Here is a 16,158-nt window from a genome sequence, read left to right on the forward strand (position 1 = left end):
TGGCCCCATGATGAGAGTCGCCACTTCACTCCCGGACGGCTCAGAGCCCTTCCTATGGATAGTGGCGGCGCTCGCGCTGGTCATCGCTGCAGCCGTAGTGTGGCTTCCCGGAGCGGTCCTCATATGGTTCGGAGGCTGGGGGATCCACCGACTTCTCACGCCCGAACCACTCCGCCTTCGCCACTGGCACCCCATCTCGGCCATCGTGACCGTGGCGCTGTGGACCGTCCTGATCATCGCTGCCGGCGCTTCCATCGCGGTCGGCCTCGTCGAGGGCGGGTAGCCACAGAAGGTCCCCGCCACTCAGTGGTGCGGGACGTATGGGAACGCCACCGACGCGACCACGTCGTCCATGCCGGCCTGGATCACGTCGGCCACGTAGACCTCACGCGACGGCATATCGTCGCGGGGCGCGCCATGCTGGGTCACCCACATGGCAACGGCGTCATATGCCGCGAGGATGTCCGGAAACTCAAGGCCCGTGCGGGTGACGTCGGTGTACGCCTCCTCGTGGGCCTCCTCGACCTTCAACACGATCGCATCCTCAGGCTCCGCGGGGCCGTCGATGACGATGACCACCTCGACATACGCGCTGTGGTCCGGCGTCACCGGACCGTGGAAGACGACATACGTGGGCCACTCGGGCGTCGTCGTCAGGTCACGAAGGCCGGGGTGACGTTCGGCCCACGAGAACAGGTCGTGGAACGAGGACATGATGAACTGCTCGAGCTCTGGCTGGAACAGTTCCTTGCCGATCACCGCGAGCTTGCGGCGCGGCACGGTGCGGCTGTGAATCTCCATGGGGGGCTGCCCCTCTCTGCGCAGTCGCGCGGTCACGTAGCGGCCGATACCGCGGCGGTCCCCGTGCCGACGCTCCTCGCCCACCCACCAGGCCTGGTAGATCGCGAGGGCGTCGTCGGGAGCGGCGTCGAGGATCTGCGCCACCACCGCAAGCGGCACGTCGATGCGCCGCAGGTCGCCGATGAGTGTCGCCCGGGCGATCTGCTCCGACGCGTAGCGCCGGTAGCTCGTCACCGGGTCGACCTGAGCGGGAGCCAGCAAGCCGTGTTCGTCGTAATACCGCAGCGCCTTGATCGACAGGCGCGTCAGCTCGGCGAACTCGCCGATGCCATGCCATGAACCGCTCATAGCCGCCATCGTGGAACCTCCCCTAGGAGGAGAGTCAAGCCCTCGAGGACTATCTTGGCGCTCGTTCGCTCCTGGCGACCGAGAATCCGGCACCACACTGCCATCCGCGCCGAAAATGCGGACATTTGCGCCAGGGGCGGGGTTCAGAGCGGGACGTCGACCATCCCCTCCGGCGAGATCACCCAGCGCCGAGTCACGCCAAGCTCCTCAACGAACTCCGCGTCGTGACTGACCACGATGAGCGCACCCCGGTAGCCCGCGAGTGCCTCGAGGAGATGCGCGCGCGACGCGAAGTCCAGGTTGTTGGTGGGCTCGTCGAGCAGCAGCAACTGCGGCGCCGGGCGCGCAAGCAGGACGGCCGCGAGCGCAGCCCGCAGCCGCTCTCCTCCCGACAGTTGCGCGGCTGCGGCGTCCCCTGCCGCACCGCGGAAGAGGAAGCGAGCGAGCGCCTCGCGCACCTCGTGCGGGCTCGCACCCAGCGCGCGGCGGCGCACGTTCTCCACCACCGACAGCGCGGGGTCGAGTACGTCGAGCCGCTGCGGCAGGTAGCCCACCGGGACCTGGACACCGGCCTCACCGCCCAGTGGCGCCATCTCTCCCAGCACAGTCCTCATCAGCGTGGTCTTGCCCGCGCCGTTGGGCCCCGCAAGCTCGATCCGCTCCGGGCCCTGCACGCGCGCCGTCACCTCGGCACCGGTCGCCAGCACGCACGCGTCGAGTGCCAGCACGTCGCGCCTCGGCGGGACGGCGGTGCCGGGCAGTTCCACCCGGATCTCGCGGTCACGGTCGGCGGCGTCCTCGGCGCGCTGGAGCCGCTCGCGCGCGTCGGCGAGCCGGTCCTCGTGGATGCCGGTTACCCGCGCGAGCGTCGCCTGCGCCTGCCGCTTCTTGGCGCTCGCGAGGATCTTGGGCATGTTCTCCGCCTTCGCGGCACCCACCTTGGATCGCCTGGCCGCGCCCTCGACATAGGTACGCAACTCTCGATGCTGGCGGGCGGCATCGGCCTTCGCGGACCGCACCTCCTGCTCGGCCGCGGCGCGTTCCACGGCGAGCGCCTCCTCGTAAACGGTGATGTCGCCGCCAAACCACCGGAGCGACCCGCGCCGGAGCTCGCCAATCGCGCCCACGCGCGACAGCACTCTCCGGTCGTGCGACACCACCAGGGTCGCTCGCCGCCGCGCGACCAGCGCCTCGATGACAGAGCTGGCCGCGTCAGCGTCGAGGTTGTTGGTGGGCTCGTCGAGCAGCAGCACGGCGGGCCGCTCATGCAGCGCGGCCGCGAGGGCTAGCCGCGTGATCTCGCCGCCCGAGAGTTCGCCGACCACACGGTCGAGCGTGTCCGCTGGTAGACCCAGGGACGCGAGTGTCGCGGCGGCGCGCTCCTCGGCGTCCCAGTCGTCGCCGATGACGTCGAAGTGCGCGGGGTCCACGTCGCCCGACTCGACCGCACGGATGGCGGCGCGGACGGGTGCCAGGCCCATCACCGCATCCGCCCGCTGTGCGGGATCGAGCGCCACGTCCTGGGGGACGTACGCGAGGTGCGGAGGACGGGAAATGGCGCCGGCATCGGCCGTGAGCGCTCCGGCCAGGATGCGGAGCAGGGTGGACTTGCCGACTCCGTTCGCGCCGACGAGCGCGGACAGGCCGGAGTCGACCGCGCCGGTGACGTCATCCAACGCGACCGAGCCATCGGGCCAGGAGAAAGAAAGGTGGGAAAAGGACAGGGAAGACATAGGTTCTCGCAATGCGTCTGGTGGCAGGGATGCGCGTAGCCAGACTGAGCGTCTGGCGAACCTAGATCTTCAACGGATTGTCCTTCGGTCGGGGATGCGACGGGCACCAGCATACGCCGGTGCCGGCGTGGTCGTCACGAGGGCGAGCCGGTCACCACGGCATCGGGATGTCGGTGATGCGGTGGGCGTCGTCGGGGTGGTGGGGAAGCGGGCCGCCGTCGCCGCGGATGCACAGCCAGCGCAGCGGCTCGGTGGATTCGGGAACGCACCGCCACGTGCGCATCACCCCCTGGCCGACGCGGATGGCGGTGCCGGGCCCCACGTCGACCACGTCGTCGTCGAGGCCCATCTGGCCCTGGCCGGCGAGGAAGAGGTAGAGCTCCTCATCCGACGAATGGGCGTGCCAATAGCCGGCCTCTTCGCCGGGGACGAGGGCGTTCGCGGTGACGCCGACGAACTGCATGGGCAGCTCGTGATCGAGTACACGGCGGCCGTCGCGCATGCGCCCCGGCGCGAATCCACCATGGAAGTCGCGCCACTGGTCGATGCCGCCGATCTCGATGCGCTGATAATCGCTCATGGCCCGAGTCTGGCACGCACGCCCGTGAAGGGGTTGGGCCCCTTGAGGCTGCGCTGGTCACTTCCGCCCGAAAGTCACCGTCACAGCCTCAAGGGAGTCTGCGCGAGTCGCCGGGCGGGGGTGCCCGGCCGCTGCTACGTCAGCTTCTTCTTCACGTAGGCGACCACCGCGTTGGCGTGCCCATGGCCCATACTGTGCTGCTCCTTGAGGACCGTGACGACCTCCATGTGAGCGCGGCCGTCGAGCAGGCCGGCGGCGGCGATGTCGAGCCAGTCCTGCATCGGCCGCCCATACGTCTTCTCGATGGACGGGAAGTAGGAGACCGGGCCGGCGAGTTTCTGGCCCGGCGCCAGGTCTGGCGCCGGCACCGGGTGCTCGCTCACACCAGCACCTCGGACTCAAGCCTCGCGTATGAGGTCTCCATGCCGTCGGTCATGCCGGTGGCGAGAATCATGTCGCGCACCTCGGCGTTCGGGTAGGTGATGACAAGAGTCAGCAGGGTCGCACCCTCGACGGGCGTGAGCGTCAACTCATTGATGTTCGGCTCGCCGGGCATGCCGATCATGCTCTCGGTCGTCACGGCGCGCAGAGGCGGGTGAATCTCGAGCACCTCGCCCTCGAAGCCAAACGCCTCGCCCTCGGTGCCCTCGTTCGGTACCCACTCGCTGCGATGCTTGGCCCCCACCGTCGTGCCGGCGACGGCGACGGTCATGGACCAGCCGTCGGGGCCCAGCAGCCACCGCTTGAGTAGTTCGGGCTCGTGGTGGGCGCGCCACACGTCTTCCACGCTGCCGCGGATGACGCGGGAGATGCGCACCTGGGTGTCGGACAGAATCTGCGCCTCGGTGCCGCGCCCGGCGGCGAACGAGGAAAGGTCGGCGAGCACCTCGTCGATCTGGCTCATGGCGGAGGTCATGCCCTCCTCCATGCCCATGCCGAGCAGCTGCTCAAGCTGGTCTGCCGAGCCGAAGTGGGTGGTCGTCACGAGCCGAGAACCGGCCTCCGTCTCCTCGAACTGGAAGGTCATGCGCATGCTCGGCATGTCGGTGTTCTCGTGGCCCTCGGCGTCAGCGAAGCCGTCACGCACCTCGAAGGAGTGACCCTCGTCGACGTGCAGGAACTCCCAGAACCCCGACGATTGCTCGCCGTCGGGTCCGGTCATGGTGTAGTGCGAACGCCCGCCGGGGTACACGTCATGCCTGATAAACGTGGCAGGCCACTCGACAGGCCCCCAGAACTTCTCGATCTGGCGAGGGTCGGTGTAGGCCTCCCACAGGCGCTCGCGCGTCGCGGAGAAGTCGGCGATCACGGTCATCGTGAGGGCCTCGGGGTCCTTCAGGACTTCGGTGATGGGCATGGCTGTGCCTCTTTCGGGATGGCTACTGCTGCTGAGATGGGGTGGAGTCGAGCAGGGCGTCGAGGCGGTCGATGCGCGACCGCCAGATCTGCTCGTAGGCGTCCAGCAGGCGCTGGGCGCGACGGATGGCGTCAGGATTGCCGCGCACCACACGCTCACGGCCGCGGGGCTTCTTAGTCACCAGGCCCGCTCCCTCCAGGACGGCGACGTGCTTTTGCACGGCGGCGAAGGACATTGCATAGGCGCCGGCAAGCTCCGAGACGGACGCCTCGCCGGCGAGGGTGCGGCGCACGATGTCACGGCGCGTCGCGTCGGCGAGGGCCCGGAAGATCCGATCCACCTCGTCGTCGGTCAGCTCTGACGAGCTATTTACAACCATGTGGTTGTACGTTACGCGCCCTGGAGAGAGTCGTCAAGAGATGCGGTCGCCGGTCCTGTAGCGATCCCGACCGGGCTGCCCCACTATGGGTGGAAGGAGGCGCGATGAGATTCCTCATGCTGATCATTCACGACGACCCCACGGTGAGCGAGGCGGACATTGCCGACGCACCTAGCCACGAGTCCTGGTTCGAATACGCCCACGCGAGACGCGCCTACGACCTGGGCATCCGGTGCGACGCGCGCGATGACGCCCGCACGGTGAGGGTTCGCGCCGGACACATGCAGGTGAGCGAGGGGACGGTGAATGACGCAGCCGAGTGGGTGGCGGGCGTCGCCCTGATCGACGCGGACGACATGAACGATGCCGTCGAAATCGCGTTGCGCAACCCGGCCGCGTCGTACGGAGCCATCGAGATCAGGCCCGTGCACTCCTTCGGAGGTCCCCTCCTTGACGATCCCCAGCGTCACCCTTCACCACCCGAGTAAAGCCTCTGCAGTTCCTCGAAATGGGCGTCACTGTCCACTGCCGCCGGGTATTGCCCCGCGAGGTATTGCGCGAGCCTGTCGAGGTGCCAGTGCCACCCTGCGGCGTAGTCGGGGGCGTGAGGGTCCGGCGCGAGGTGATCGAAGGTGAGCGCCGTCGCGCCCTCGGCGTCACCCTCGATGCCACCCTCGACGTCGTCGAGCATGATCACCACATGCCAGTGCCCGTCGGGGGCGTCCCACGCATACTCGAGCAGCTGCAGCTCATCCCACGCGATCACGTCGCCTCGCATGGTGCCGTACTCGCCGAGGTCGGAGGTGACGGCCCCGCCGGCATGCGGCTCGAAGTCCAGAGGGAAGGCCCAGGCACCGGTCCCCTCGAGCGTCGTGACCGCCTCCCACACGGAGCGACGACCGGCGCGATAGACGCGCTCGAAGCGCAGCACGTCGACGCCCTCGTGGTGGATCACCCGGCCCACATCGGCGGGGTTGAGCGCTGCGGCAACGTCCATGACGCCAGTGTGCCCCGCCAGCCGCGCCCTCGCACGGCGTCGACGCAGCCTGGCGCTCGACGGCATCGGCCCTAGGCTCTGCCCTATGACCATTGCCGCGACCCTTGTCGTCGTGCTCGCCGCGGGCCTCGCCGCCCAACTCGTCGCCGCGCGCTTCCGCATCCCCGCCATCGTCGTGCTGATCGCGACGGGTCTGATCCTGGGACCCTTCTCTGAGGTCGTGACCGTGCCGGCGGACTCGGCGCAGGTGTCGGCCTTCATCGGGCTCGGCGTGGCGGTGGTGCTGTTCGAGGGCGCCATGGATCTGCGCTTTGGCGAGATCGAGCGGGTGGGTAAGGGCATTCGCCGCCTGACCCTGCTGGGACCCCCGATCGCCATGATCATCGGCGCGCTCGCCGCGCACTACGTGGGTGGTCTCGAATGGCCCGTCGCGTGGGTCCTCGGCGCCCTGCTAGTCGTGACCGGGCCCACCGTCATCATCCCGTTGCTGCGCCAGGCAAACCTCAACAAGGAGACGTCGTCCCTGCTCAAATGGGAAGGCATCATCAACGACCCCATCGGCGTGCTGCTGGCGATGCTGACGCTGCAGTACTTCCTGATTGCCGATGCCGGCGTGGGCGGGGATCTCGAGTTCATCTCGCGCGGGCTGGGCATCGCGTCGGTCGTGGTTACCTTGGCGGGCGCCATCGTCACCGCCGTCGTCCTCGGCGCGGGCGCCGGCGTGGTCCTGGGTGTTGTGTTCCGCCGCGGATGGGTGCCCGCACACCTCAAGTCCCCCCTGCTGCTGGTCGCGGTGCTCGTCATCTCAACCCTGGCCGACATCGTCGTGGACGAGTCGGGTCTGCTCGCCGTGACCCTCATGGGCATCGTGCTGGGCAACATGAACCTGGCCGAGCGCGAACAGCTGCTGGACTTCAAGGAGGGCCTGTCCGTCGTCATACTGTCGGCGCTCTTCATCATCATCCCCGCGCAGCTCGACATCGACCAGTTGCGAGAGATCGACTGGCGCATCGTCGGCTTCGTCGCCGTGCTGATGTTCGTGGTGCGACCGCTGACGGTCGCGCTCGTCACCATCCGATCTCCACTGCGATGGCAAGACCGGGTCCTCATGGGGTGGATTGCTCCCCGAGGCATCGTCGCCGCCGCGACCGCCGGCGTGTTCGGGCCCGAGCTCATCGAGGCCGGCTACGAGGACGGCGCCGTGTTCTTGCCCACCGTGTTCCTCGTCATCATCGTGACGGTGCTCGCCCACGGCTTCTCGCTGGGGTGGCTCTCGCGCCGCCTGGGACTCTCGGCCGGCGCCAAGAATGGCCTGCTCATCGTGGGCGCCTCGCCGTGGGCGCAGTCACTGGCGACGACGCTGACCCGGCTCAAGGTCGCCGTGGTCGTCGCCGACGGCACCTACCAGCGCCTTCAGGCCGTGCGCATGGCGGGAGTGCCCACCTACTTTGGCGAGATCCTCTCCGAACACGCCGAGCGCACGCTCGAAAAGGCGCCGCTGTCGTACCTGCTGTGTGCGACAGACAACGACTACTACAACGCCCTCGTCGCCCGCACGGAGGGGCCCGAGTTCGGCTACCACCGCACCTTCCAGATCGCGACGCACTCCGAAAGCACCAACGAGCAACGCCGCCTCACGTTCGAGCGGCGCGGCTCGATCGCCTTCGATGGGAAGTTCGACTGGTTCGCGCTCGACGAGCGCGTCGCCGCCGGATGGTCGATCCACACCACCAAGCTCACCGAGGGCTTTGGCTGGAAGGCCTGGCAGGAGCGCCAGGGTGCGCGAGGCGTGGCCTGGATGCTGGTGGGCGAGGTCGACCCCGCGGGCAGCTTCCGGCTCTACTCGTACGACCAGGACTTCACGCCGGAGCCCGGCGCGACCATCCTGTATTTCGCGCCGGATCACTCCAAGCGGGAGCGTGCAGCCGAGCGCGCCACGCGCACGGCGCCGACGCCCCTCGTCGAGGGTTAGGCTCAGCCCTCGCGCACGCGCGCGATGACCTGGGCGTACTGGTCGGTCTCCACCATGCCGGGGATGCCGAAGCGCTCGCCGACCACGGTGAAGGGCACACCGGTCGCACCCATCGCGGACGCCTGCGCGTGCTCGCCGCGCACCAGGTCGGTGTGCTCCTGGGACGCGATCACGGCCTCCGCACGGTCGCGCTCCAGCCCGGCCTCGACCGCCACCTCGACGAGCGCGGCATGGTCGGTGATGTCGAGGGTGCCGCCGAAGTGACCCCGCTGAATGGCCTCGCGCACGTCGAGCGCGAGGACCGGCGACGTCTCGGCGGCCTCGGCGACCAGGCGATGCGCGGGCATCGTGTCGCCGATGATGCGGTCGTTGCTGAACGGCAGGCCCTCGGCGTGAGCGAGGTCGACGATGCGCTGCTGGCTGGCCTCGACCTGCTCGACGGTGCCGCCGAACTTCTCGGCGAGATACTCCATCGCGGGGCGACGCTCGCCGCCCTCCGGGTTGAGCTGGAAAGCGCGGGGCACGATCGTCACGTTCGCGTCGGCCGCCTTACGCAGGCGCGCCTCGCCGATGTAGCAAAACGGGCACACGATGTCCGCCCACACGTCGATGGTCACAGGGGTGTCAGAAGCCATAGCACCGGAACATACATGACGATTCAACTATTCCAGGAATCGGCACGGGCCGTTAGAAGCCGTCGAGCCCCTCGTCCAGGCCGTCGAGCACGCGGTAGGCGTTCGCCACCGTGGTGAGATCCGGATCCACGCCGCCGGTGGTGGGGAAGACCGACACGTCGACGACGATCACATTGGGGTGCCCCCAGACGCGCCCGCGCGGATCCACCACGGAGGTCCCCGGGTTGTCGCCCATGCGTGCCGTTCCCGCGGTCCGGGGCTCGACGAGTGGCGCGCGCGTCGTCACCACGTGCTGTGCGCCCGCGGCCGAGAGCCAATCTGCGGCGCGCTCGCCGAGCGCGGCCCGTAGCCGAGAGTCGTGAGCGTGCGAGCGGCGCACGACTCGCACGACCGGGGCGCCCCAGGCGTCTGTCGAGCCGGCCTCGAGGGTGACCCGGGCATCGGCCACCGGCATGGGATGGCCGTAGCCAGCGACGCGTTGCAAGCGCGGCAGGAGCCGCGCGAGCGTCGACAGCACCGCAGACCCGGCGAACGGCACCAGCTGTGCCTGCTGAAGAGCCGCGAGGGCCGATGCCGCGGTGGGCACATGCTCATTCGCCAGCACCGCACCGCCAGTCAGCCCGTCGTTGTCGTGGCGGAAGTCGAGTGTCGCGATGGCCGGCCCCGGACCCAGGTTGTCGTTAATGGGCTCCTCGAAGAGTCCGATCGCCTCGATTCCCAGGCGCCCCTGCAGATGACGTCCCACCTGGTCGTGGGTGTTGCCCAGGCCATCGGGCGCAGCACTCGAGCGCGACGACAGCAGCAGTCGCGCCGTCTCCACCGCACCGGCGCCCAGCACGAACTCGTCGGCATCGATGCGCCGCTCCCACCGTCCGTCGCCGTCCATGCCGCGCACGAGGGCACCGGTGACGCGCCCCTGGGCGTCGGTGCTCAGCTCGATCACGCGTGCGTCGAGGATGATCGACATGCGTCCCGTGCGGGCGGCACGCCACAGCGACGTGTTTTGGCTCCCCGCCTTTGCACCGACGGGGCATGCGAAGCCGATGCATTGCGCGCACCGCACACACGCGGGGCGGCCGCGGTAGGGCTCCGAGTTGACGAGCATCGGGACGCACTGGGTGTTCCATCCCAGCATGGTCGCCCCCTCCCGCAGCGGCCCCGACGGGCGCGTGCGCGGCAGTGGCGGCAGCGGATACGGCCCGGACCGCTCGCCCTCGTGAACGCCCACACCCGGCGCACCCGAGACCCCCCACTCGAACTCGGCGTGGGCGTAGTACGGCTCCATCTCCTCATACGCCACCGGCCAATCGACCAAGGAGGACCCGTCGGGCACGCCGTAGGTCGACGCGAGCGCGAAGTCCTGCGGCGCGAACCGCCATGCCTGCGCGCCATAGACGCGCGTACCGCCACCAAGGCCGAACGCGCCGATGCTCCAGCGTGCGCGCGTGGGGTCGCCGCGATGCGTGCGGACGTCTCCGCGTCCGAAGTCCTGCTGCCCCTCGGCGCCGCGGGGACTGCCGAGGATGGGCAGGCCCGCGAGCGCCCCAAGACCGCCATCGGGCCGCGCCGAGCGCAGGATGTCGCGCGTGAGTTCACCCGTCGGCGGCATGCCGCCGCGCTCGATCACGAGAATCGTGCGGCCCGCTTGGGTCAACTCCTGCGCCGCCACACCGCCGCCGGCTCCGGAGCCGATCACGATCGCGTCGTAATGGCCCAGCAGCGCACGCCTGTCGATCACGCATGCGGTGACCTCGTCGGGAAGGTCGGAGCCAGGCGGCATCGGCGCGAGCGAAGGTGACCACCCGATCGCCGGCCAGACGTCGGGTTGCGCCACACCCACCTGGCCCACGAGGGCGGCGAACCACCGCAACTCGGGATCGGCAAGGTGGTCGCCGGCGTCGTCCGGCGACAGCCGCGCCATCAAGTCGGCGATGCGAGGGCGCCACTCGGGGTGGTCGTGCGCGATGACGGCACGCAGTTCGGTCACGATGCTGTCCAGCGTGGACGCGGACGAGGCCGCGTCCGGCAGCACCGCCCCCACCCACCGGGCGAGGGCCTCGTCGTCGACCCCGGTCATGAGGTCAAGGGTAGGGCCGTCGAGTGACGCGGATGTTTCGCACCCCCCGCGCGCTCAGCGCCCGCGCGGCCTCGATGCCTACTGGGTCGCCGACGAGGGTGCCGCTAGGCGGCGATACCCGAGACCGGCAAGGACGGCCACGACCACGCCGGCGGCGAAGATTCCCGCGGCGGCAATGCCTGCCGGCGTCGCGGCGATGGCGGAGGCGAGGGCGACCACGGCGACCGCAGCGAACAGCACCGGCATCAGCGGCTCGGTCGCGGCCGCGAGGGCGATGAGGGGCAAAGCGAGATACTCCGCCGATTCGGTCGAGCGCAGCAGCACGACCCACAGCACGGCAAGAGCGCCCCACCAGATGCCGCGCGAGCTACCGCGAATCGCCAACCCGCCCGCGGCAAACACCACGACGAACAGCACGACTCCGAGAATGGTGCTCAGGGGCGCACCCCCGGCCTCACCCCAGGCCGCCACGATGGCGACGACGGCCGCGGCGACGACGGCGATCCCCAACAACACTCGGAGGATCGCGGGCATCACGGGACGGGAAGACATAGCCTCGATTCTCTCAAAGGCGGCGCGACCGACCGACCACCTCCCGCCGCGGCGGGGGAAGCGTCGCACGGGGCGTAAGTTGGACATATGCCCCGCCACCCACTCGGGCTCGCATGAGCCGCACGTTCGCGTCGCTGGGCTACCTCAACTACCGGCTGTGGTTCGCAGGCGCGCTCGTGTCCAATGTGGGCACGTGGATGCAGCGCGTCGCCCAGGACTGGCTGGTGCTCACGGTGTTGTCGGAGGACTCCGGCGTCGCCGTCGGCACCGTCACCGCCTTGCAGTTCCTGCCGTTCCTCCTCTTGGGCCCCTTCGCAGGTGTGCTCGTGGATCGCGTGGACCAGCGCAAGCTCTTGATCGCGACCCAGGTCGTGGCCGGCAGCCTGGGCGTCGCTCTGGGAGCCATCGTGCTCGCCGGACACGCCGAACTGTGGCACGTCTACCTCTTCGCCTTCGGGCTGGGCGTGGTCTCCGCCGTTGACGTGCCCGCACGCCAGACCTTCGTCGCCGCGCTCGTGCCGGCCGAGGGCCTGCCGAACGCCGTGGGGCTCAACAGCGCCTCGTTCAACGCCGCGCGACTCATCGGCCCCGCGGTCGCGGGACTTACCGTGGCGTGGATCGGCATCGGCTGGGTGTTCATCGTCAACGGCCTCACGTTCGGCGCGACCGTGCTCGCCCTCCTCGCGATGCGGCGCGCGGAGTTGGTCGACGTCGAACGTGCGCCGCGAGAGAAGGGCCAGGTGCGCCAGGGCCTGCGCTATGTGCGCCGACGGCCCGACATCATCATGGTGATGATCGTCGTCTCGGTTGTGGCGGCGTTGGGCCTGAACTTCCAGATGACCAGCGCCCTCATGGCCCGCATCGAGTTCGGGCGCGGTCCCGAGGACTACGGGATCATGGGATCGGTACTCGCCATCGGCTCCTTGGGTGGGGCCCTGCTGGCGGCGCGCCGCGAACGTCCCCGCCTGCGACTCGTCCTGGGCGCGGCCATGCTCTTCGGCGTCTCGAGCGCCCTCATGGCGTCGATGCCCACGTATGCGCTCTATATGGCGGCCTCCGTCGCCGTGGGCTTCTCGCAGCTCACGATGCTCACGAGCGCGAATGCGTACGTCCAGACCACGACGGTACCCTTCATGCGCGGCCGCGTGATGGCCCTGTACTCGATGCTGCTGATGGGATCGACACCCATCGGTGCGCCCGTCATCGGCTGGGTGGGTGAGCACGTGGGCCCCCGATGGTCGGTGGGCGTCGGATCCATCGCCTCGGTTGCGGTAGCGATCGCTGCCACCGCCTGGGCGGTGCGCTACTGGAACCTCGAGGTGACGTACCACCGGCACCGGCCGCTGCTCGAGTTCACCTACCCGAATCGGGTGAACGCGCGCGACGATGCGGTGCTGCGCCTCAGGGCTCAGCAGATCGAGGACTCGTCCGCTCAGCCCTGAGGCGCCTCTCCCGGTTAGGCGGGCGGCGTGGTGCCGCCGGTCTCTTCGCGGCGCTCGGTCACGTGGCGCTCCTGGCCGGCGGCCGGGGCGGCACCCGCGGCGGGCGCGGCACCGGCGGCCGGGGCGGCCTCACTGTGGGACTCGGTGACGGTGGTGCGCTTACGGCCGCTCATCGCGAGCGAAATGATGATGCCGAGCGCTCCGGCCGCCATCAGGATCCATCCGACGAGCCCCAGGTCGATCGCATCTACTGACTCGTTGAGGGCGAACGCGAGGATCGCGCCGACGGCGATGAGGAAGATTCCAGAACCGATGGCCATGATGAGTGCTCCTCCCATGAGAGCGACGCTGCTCTGTTACGCGGATGCGCTGGGGCGGGTCCCCTGGCGGCGTCTGCCTTCACTCAACGGCGCGCGAACCAGGAACTATTCCCCGGAGCGTGGCCCGCCGTGCGTCACTGGCCCCCAATAGAGGCGCTGTCGTTGCCCTCGCCACACGCCTCAAACAGTTCATACAGCCGTTCCTGAGCCCCTCCCGTGGCCCTGTACTCGACGGCGATCTCCTCGCCGTCGACCTCGAACCACGCAGGGAACACGTACGTCTTCTTCGACTCGGCGAAGGCGTGCGCGTCGCAGCGGTCGGCGCGCACGGTCACGGGCACCGTCGCCTGCTCTTGGTCGGCGGAAAGCGTGAGGGGCAGCGCGCCTTCAACAGGCTCGAGCGCGAAGATGACATTGCCCTGCAACCGGGTAAGGGTCGCGGGCGCCTGAGACGAGCCGCGGGTGAGCGTCACGGAGGTCGCGAGCGTGTCGCCGTCCGCAACCCAGGCGTCGTCTCCCGTCGCGAAGGAGGGCTGCGCCGCATCGGTGGCGACCTTGGCCGCGCACTCCTCGGCGTTGATCTCCTGAAGCGCCGCGTCCTCGAGGGTGACGCGTGTGGCCGCCAGCGTCACTCCCTCCTTGGCACGCACCTCCACCGTCGCGACCGTGTCGCCCTGCCCGGCGGGACACACCGGCGCGCCGAGCGGCACGCGCAGCCGAGATTCGTCGCCGTTGATCAGCAGCACGTTCGTCGGCACGGTGCCGGACGAAGAGAAGTAGGGCGACGTCATCGACACCGACGTGACGATGCCGCGCGGTTCGCTGCGTGCAGTCACCCGCACCTCCACCTTGCGTTCGGCCTCGAGGGTGCGCTGGCGATAAATGGTGCCGACGCTCGCGATCGTGGGCGGGGCCAGGGCCGATGCTGTGGGCGCCGGGGTGGACAGCGCCGGCACCGACGGCGCGTCACCCGTACACGCCGTGAGGGCCGCGAGCGCGCCCGCGAGGAGTCCAGCCACCACAGCCGCGTCGCGCATATCGCCAGTGTGCGGCTCTCGCGGCCCGGCGTCTACCGGCGTGGCCGCGTCGGCGCCACAATGCATGACATGAGCGACTCCCCCGTGATCCAGAACGACCGCTGGCGCGTGGGTTTCTTGCCCGAGCTCGGCGGTTCCGTCGCGTTCGGTCAGGTGCTCGTGCGTGGCGAGTGGGAGGACGTCATGCGCCCCACGCCCGCGCGTCCCGAGATCCCCAAGCAGACCGCGTCGTACCCCTTGGTGCCGTGGTCCAACCGCATCGGCCATGCGCTCTTGCGCTTCGCCGGCCGCGAGTATCGTCTCCGCGCCAACTGGCCCGACGGCTCCGCCATTCACGGTGCGGGCTGGGATTATCCGTGGACCGTGGCGGAGCGGGCCGATGACCGGCTGGTCCTCGAGTTCGTGTCGCACGACGTCTACGGCGTGAACTGGCCGTGGTCGTTTACCGCCCGCTTCACGTACGCGCTCGAGGGCGACGACTTCGTGTGGACCTATGGCGTGCAGAACACGTCCCATGAGACCTTCCCTGCCGGCTTTGGCCACCATCCGTATCTGCTGCGGACGGTCGCAGGATCGGCCGATGCCGTCCTTCAGGTGGCGGCGAGCCGCGCCTTCACGCTCGAGGACTCGCTACCTACCGGGGCGCCGGGGCCGATTCGTCCCGAGGCGGATTTCCGCACGCCGCGGCCGCTGGGACGCGACGGCGTGGACGATTGCCTCACGGGCCGCGACGGCGAACGCCTGGCCGTCATCGAGTGGCCGGAGGCCGTGCGTATGGAGGTGCTGGCCGACGCCGCGCTCCAGCACGCGGTGCTCTACATCCCCTCGCATCGTGACTACTGGGCACTCGAGCCCGTCTCCAACGCGAACGACGGGTTCACGCTGGACTCCGAGGGCATCGCGGAGTCAGGGGTGTTCCTTCTCCAGCCGGGTGAGACGCGCACCGCAAGCTTCACCATGAGGGCGACCGCCCTGGCCTAGCGGCGCTCGCGGGCCGCTAGTATGGGTGTCCACGGCGCCTCACCGTGCCGTGCGCGGGTGTAGTTCAATGGTAGAACTTCAGCTTCCCAAGCTGATAGCGCGGGTTCGATTCCCGTCACCCGCTCCGTGTGTCTGAGACCCCCCTGTGAACCATCGGGCGCGCATTTCTTTACGAGAGCGGGCAAATCCCCGAGCCTCAGGACGCGGGGTTGCTCACGTGGCCACGATGAACACCGCCGCCCCCACGCCGATAGCCAAGCAAGCGCCAGCGAGCACAGCTAACACCACGGCCGTCGGCATCGGCACATGACGACCCGCCTGTGCTGGAGCGTCGAGCGCGTCAGAGAACGCGTGCAGCCGGCGCGTGGTCAGGGCCAGAAGAATGCCGCCCCCGACAAGCGCCCCGAGCGGCAGCACCATGCCCAGCCACGTGCTCCCCGCGCCCAAGTAGCGACCCGCAATCGCCGTTCCCGCGGCGATGGCGAGGATGGTGCGGCGCCACGCGAGCGCGGTGCGCTCGGGTTGCAGCCCCTCCCCCACCGCCACCGTCACGACAGTGCCCCCACCACCAGTCCCGCTCCCACAACGATGGCGACGGCAAGCAGCCCCACCGCCGCAGGAAGTGCCGACAGCGGAGCCGGCATGGGCGCATTTTGGCGCAGCGCGCGCTCCGTGCGCATCCAGCCCCACCACGCCTCCGCGATCAGCACGATGCCCGTCGCCACCAAGATCAACGACGCGATGAAGCGCAACGTAGGGTCAAGGGGCGCGGCGAGAGCTTCGAGCGCCACGGCGCCCGCGATGAAAGCCATCGCGGTGCGGATCCAGGCGAGGAAGGTGCGCTCGTTTGCCATGGAGAAGCGCGCATCGGGCTCGTCTCCCAGGCCGTAGACGCTGCGCGGCCAGCGGCGTTCACTCATCGGTGTCCTCTCGTGATGGGCCACACC

Annotated in this window: 19 protein-coding genes and 1 tRNA gene; 6 read left to right on the forward strand and 14 right to left on the reverse strand. The window is 69.4% G+C overall.

Going from position 1 to position 16,158, the window contains the following annotated elements; all coding sequences use genetic code 11:
• Positions 1 to 7 precede the first annotated feature (7 nt).
• A complete protein-coding gene (locus tag B7K24_RS01700) occupies positions 8 to 283 on the forward strand; it encodes a hypothetical protein (RefSeq protein ID WP_144268059.1) in 276 nt (91 codons plus the stop codon).
• Between the two features lie 20 nt (positions 284 to 303).
• Here the strand turns inward: B7K24_RS01700 and B7K24_RS01705 are convergent, their stop codons facing one another.
• From B7K24_RS01705 to B7K24_RS01730, 6 genes are all read right to left on the reverse strand, one after another.
• Positions 304 to 1,149 carry a MerR family transcriptional regulator gene (locus B7K24_RS01705; RefSeq protein ID WP_159449102.1) on the reverse strand — a complete coding sequence of 282 codons (846 nt, stop codon included), beginning with the start codon at positions 1,147 to 1,149 and terminating at the stop codon, positions 304 to 306.
• Positions 1,150 to 1,292: 143 nt separating this feature from the next.
• Positions 1,293 to 2,882 (reverse strand): ABC-F family ATP-binding cassette domain-containing protein, encoded by a 1,590-nt coding sequence (locus B7K24_RS01710; protein ID WP_144268060.1) that lies wholly within the window; start codon positions 2,880 to 2,882, stop codon positions 1,293 to 1,295.
• A gap of 151 nt (positions 2,883 to 3,033) precedes the next feature.
• Entirely contained in the window at positions 3,034 to 3,462 is a 429-nt protein-coding gene (locus B7K24_RS01715; protein WP_084128259.1) for a cupin domain-containing protein, read from the reverse strand.
• A gap of 134 nt (positions 3,463 to 3,596) precedes the next feature.
• Positions 3,597 to 3,815, reverse strand: a complete 219-nt coding sequence (locus B7K24_RS01720) for a DUF4287 domain-containing protein (protein ID WP_084129203.1) — start codon at positions 3,813 to 3,815, stop codon at positions 3,597 to 3,599.
• Between the two features lie 26 nt (positions 3,816 to 3,841).
• The gene (locus tag B7K24_RS01725) at positions 3,842 to 4,819 is read right to left on the reverse strand and encodes an SRPBCC family protein (RefSeq protein ID WP_084128261.1); all 978 of its coding nucleotides are present in this window, start codon (positions 4,817 to 4,819) and stop codon (positions 3,842 to 3,844) included.
• Between the two features lie 22 nt (positions 4,820 to 4,841).
• The gene (locus B7K24_RS01730; RefSeq protein WP_084128263.1) at positions 4,842 to 5,198 is read right to left on the reverse strand and encodes a metalloregulator ArsR/SmtB family transcription factor; all 357 of its coding nucleotides are present in this window, start codon (positions 5,196 to 5,198) and stop codon (positions 4,842 to 4,844) included.
• A gap of 104 nt (positions 5,199 to 5,302) precedes the next feature.
• Between B7K24_RS01730 and B7K24_RS01735 the strand changes: the two genes are divergently transcribed.
• Positions 5,303 to 5,686, forward strand: a complete 384-nt coding sequence (locus tag B7K24_RS01735; protein WP_084128265.1) for a YciI family protein — start codon at positions 5,303 to 5,305, stop codon at positions 5,684 to 5,686.
• Here the strand turns inward: B7K24_RS01735 and B7K24_RS01740 are convergent.
• Positions 5,665 to 6,195, reverse strand: coding sequence for an SRPBCC domain-containing protein (locus tag B7K24_RS01740; protein WP_159449103.1), 531 nt, complete (start codon positions 6,193 to 6,195; stop codon positions 5,665 to 5,667). The genes B7K24_RS01735 and B7K24_RS01740 overlap by 22 nt on opposite strands.
• An 85-nt stretch (positions 6,196 to 6,280) precedes the next feature.
• Between B7K24_RS01740 and B7K24_RS01745 the strand changes: the two genes are divergently transcribed.
• On the forward strand, positions 6,281 to 8,167 hold the full coding sequence (locus B7K24_RS01745; RefSeq protein WP_159449104.1) for a sodium:proton antiporter: 1,887 nt from the start codon (positions 6,281 to 6,283) through the stop codon (positions 8,165 to 8,167).
• Positions 8,168 to 8,169: 2 nt separating this feature from the next.
• On the opposite strand, the gene B7K24_RS01750 is transcribed toward B7K24_RS01745, so the two are convergent.
• From B7K24_RS01750 to B7K24_RS01760, 3 genes are all read right to left on the reverse strand, one after another.
• Entirely contained in the window at positions 8,170 to 8,802 is a 633-nt protein-coding gene (locus B7K24_RS01750) for a DsbA family protein (RefSeq protein ID WP_084128269.1), read from the reverse strand.
• Between the two features lie 52 nt (positions 8,803 to 8,854).
• The gene (locus B7K24_RS01755; RefSeq protein WP_084128271.1) at positions 8,855 to 10,879 is read right to left on the reverse strand and encodes a GMC oxidoreductase; all 2,025 of its coding nucleotides are present in this window, start codon (positions 10,877 to 10,879) and stop codon (positions 8,855 to 8,857) included.
• A 78-nt stretch (positions 10,880 to 10,957) separates the two neighbouring features.
• Complete coding sequence (locus tag B7K24_RS01760) at positions 10,958 to 11,431, reverse strand: hypothetical protein (protein ID WP_144268062.1); 474 nt, start codon at positions 11,429 to 11,431, stop codon at positions 10,958 to 10,960.
• Between the two features lie 113 nt (positions 11,432 to 11,544).
• On the opposite strand from B7K24_RS01760, the gene B7K24_RS01765 reads away from it, so the two are divergent.
• The gene (locus B7K24_RS01765) at positions 11,545 to 12,873 is read left to right on the forward strand and encodes an MFS transporter (RefSeq protein WP_084128274.1); all 1,329 of its coding nucleotides are present in this window, start codon (positions 11,545 to 11,547) and stop codon (positions 12,871 to 12,873) included.
• Between the two features lie 14 nt (positions 12,874 to 12,887).
• Here the strand turns inward: B7K24_RS01765 and B7K24_RS01770 are convergent, their stop codons facing one another.
• Together B7K24_RS01770 and B7K24_RS13185 are read right to left on the reverse strand one after the other, a co-directional pair.
• Complete coding sequence (locus B7K24_RS01770; RefSeq protein ID WP_234986508.1) at positions 12,888 to 13,211, reverse strand: DUF6458 family protein; 324 nt, start codon at positions 13,209 to 13,211, stop codon at positions 12,888 to 12,890.
• Positions 13,212 to 13,327: 116 nt separating this feature from the next.
• The gene (locus tag B7K24_RS13185) at positions 13,328 to 14,230 is read right to left on the reverse strand and encodes a hypothetical protein (protein WP_144268063.1); all 903 of its coding nucleotides are present in this window, start codon (positions 14,228 to 14,230) and stop codon (positions 13,328 to 13,330) included.
• Positions 14,231 to 14,299: 69 nt separating this feature from the next.
• Between B7K24_RS13185 and B7K24_RS13190 the strand changes: the two genes are divergently transcribed.
• Together B7K24_RS13190 and B7K24_RS01780 are read left to right on the forward strand one after the other, a co-directional pair.
• Positions 14,300 to 15,211, forward strand: coding sequence for an aldose epimerase (locus B7K24_RS13190; protein WP_159449105.1), 912 nt, complete (start codon positions 14,300 to 14,302; stop codon positions 15,209 to 15,211).
• A 53-nt stretch (positions 15,212 to 15,264) separates the two neighbouring features.
• Positions 15,265 to 15,335: transfer RNA gene (locus B7K24_RS01780), tRNA-Gly, on the forward strand.
• Positions 15,336 to 15,424: 89 nt separating this feature from the next.
• Here the strand turns inward: B7K24_RS01780 and B7K24_RS01785 are convergent.
• Both B7K24_RS01785 and B7K24_RS01790 read right to left on the reverse strand, forming a co-directional pair.
• Positions 15,425 to 15,763 (reverse strand): DUF202 domain-containing protein, encoded by a 339-nt coding sequence (locus B7K24_RS01785; protein ID WP_144268065.1) that lies wholly within the window; start codon positions 15,761 to 15,763, stop codon positions 15,425 to 15,427.
• On the reverse strand, positions 15,760 to 16,131 hold the full coding sequence (locus tag B7K24_RS01790) for a YidH family protein (protein ID WP_084128280.1): 372 nt from the start codon (positions 16,129 to 16,131) through the stop codon (positions 15,760 to 15,762). Before B7K24_RS01790 ends, B7K24_RS01785 begins: the two co-directional genes overlap by 4 nt.
• Positions 16,132 to 16,158 lie beyond the last annotated feature (27 nt).

The organism is Demequina sp. NBRC 110055 (assembly GCF_002090135.1).
Taxonomy (GTDB): domain Bacteria; phylum Actinomycetota; class Actinomycetes; order Actinomycetales; family Demequinaceae; genus Demequina.

Excerpts from the sequence above, each read along its gene's own strand:
- B7K24_RS01700 (WP_144268059.1), top strand. The coding sequence starts at position 8 with ATGATGAGAGTCGCCACTTCACTCCCGGACGGCTCAGAGCCCTTCCTA.
- B7K24_RS01705 (WP_159449102.1), bottom strand. The coding sequence starts at position 1,149 with ATGAGCGGTTCATGGCATGGCATCGGCGAGTTCGCCGAGCTGACGCGC.
- B7K24_RS01710 (WP_144268060.1), bottom strand. The coding sequence starts at position 2,882 with ATGTCTTCCCTGTCCTTTTCCCACCTTTCTTTCTCCTGGCCCGATGGC.
- B7K24_RS01715 (WP_084128259.1), bottom strand. The coding sequence starts at position 3,462 with ATGAGCGATTATCAGCGCATCGAGATCGGCGGCATCGACCAGTGGCGC.
- B7K24_RS01725 (WP_084128261.1), bottom strand. The coding sequence starts at position 4,819 with ATGCCCATCACCGAAGTCCTGAAGGACCCCGAGGCCCTCACGATGACC.
- B7K24_RS01730 (WP_084128263.1), bottom strand. The coding sequence starts at position 5,198 with ATGGTTGTAAATAGCTCGTCAGAGCTGACCGACGACGAGGTGGATCGG.
- B7K24_RS01735 (WP_084128265.1), top strand. The coding sequence starts at position 5,303 with ATGAGATTCCTCATGCTGATCATTCACGACGACCCCACGGTGAGCGAG.
- B7K24_RS01740 (WP_159449103.1), bottom strand. The coding sequence starts at position 6,195 with ATGGACGTTGCCGCAGCGCTCAACCCCGCCGATGTGGGCCGGGTGATC.
- B7K24_RS01745 (WP_159449104.1), top strand. The coding sequence starts at position 6,281 with ATGACCATTGCCGCGACCCTTGTCGTCGTGCTCGCCGCGGGCCTCGCC.
- B7K24_RS01750 (WP_084128269.1), bottom strand. The coding sequence starts at position 8,802 with ATGGCTTCTGACACCCCTGTGACCATCGACGTGTGGGCGGACATCGTG.
- B7K24_RS01755 (WP_084128271.1), bottom strand. The coding sequence starts at position 10,879 with ATGACCGGGGTCGACGACGAGGCCCTCGCCCGGTGGGTGGGGGCGGTG.
- B7K24_RS01760 (WP_144268062.1), bottom strand. The coding sequence starts at position 11,431 with ATGTCTTCCCGTCCCGTGATGCCCGCGATCCTCCGAGTGTTGTTGGGG.
- B7K24_RS01765 (WP_084128274.1), top strand. The coding sequence starts at position 11,545 with ATGAGCCGCACGTTCGCGTCGCTGGGCTACCTCAACTACCGGCTGTGG.
- B7K24_RS01770 (WP_234986508.1), bottom strand. The coding sequence starts at position 13,211 with ATGGGAGGAGCACTCATCATGGCCATCGGTTCTGGAATCTTCCTCATC.
- B7K24_RS13185 (WP_144268063.1), bottom strand. The coding sequence starts at position 14,230 with ATGCGCGACGCGGCTGTGGTGGCTGGACTCCTCGCGGGCGCGCTCGCG.
- B7K24_RS13190 (WP_159449105.1), top strand. The coding sequence starts at position 14,300 with ATGAGCGACTCCCCCGTGATCCAGAACGACCGCTGGCGCGTGGGTTTC.
- B7K24_RS01790 (WP_084128280.1), bottom strand. The coding sequence starts at position 16,131 with ATGAGTGAACGCCGCTGGCCGCGCAGCGTCTACGGCCTGGGAGACGAG.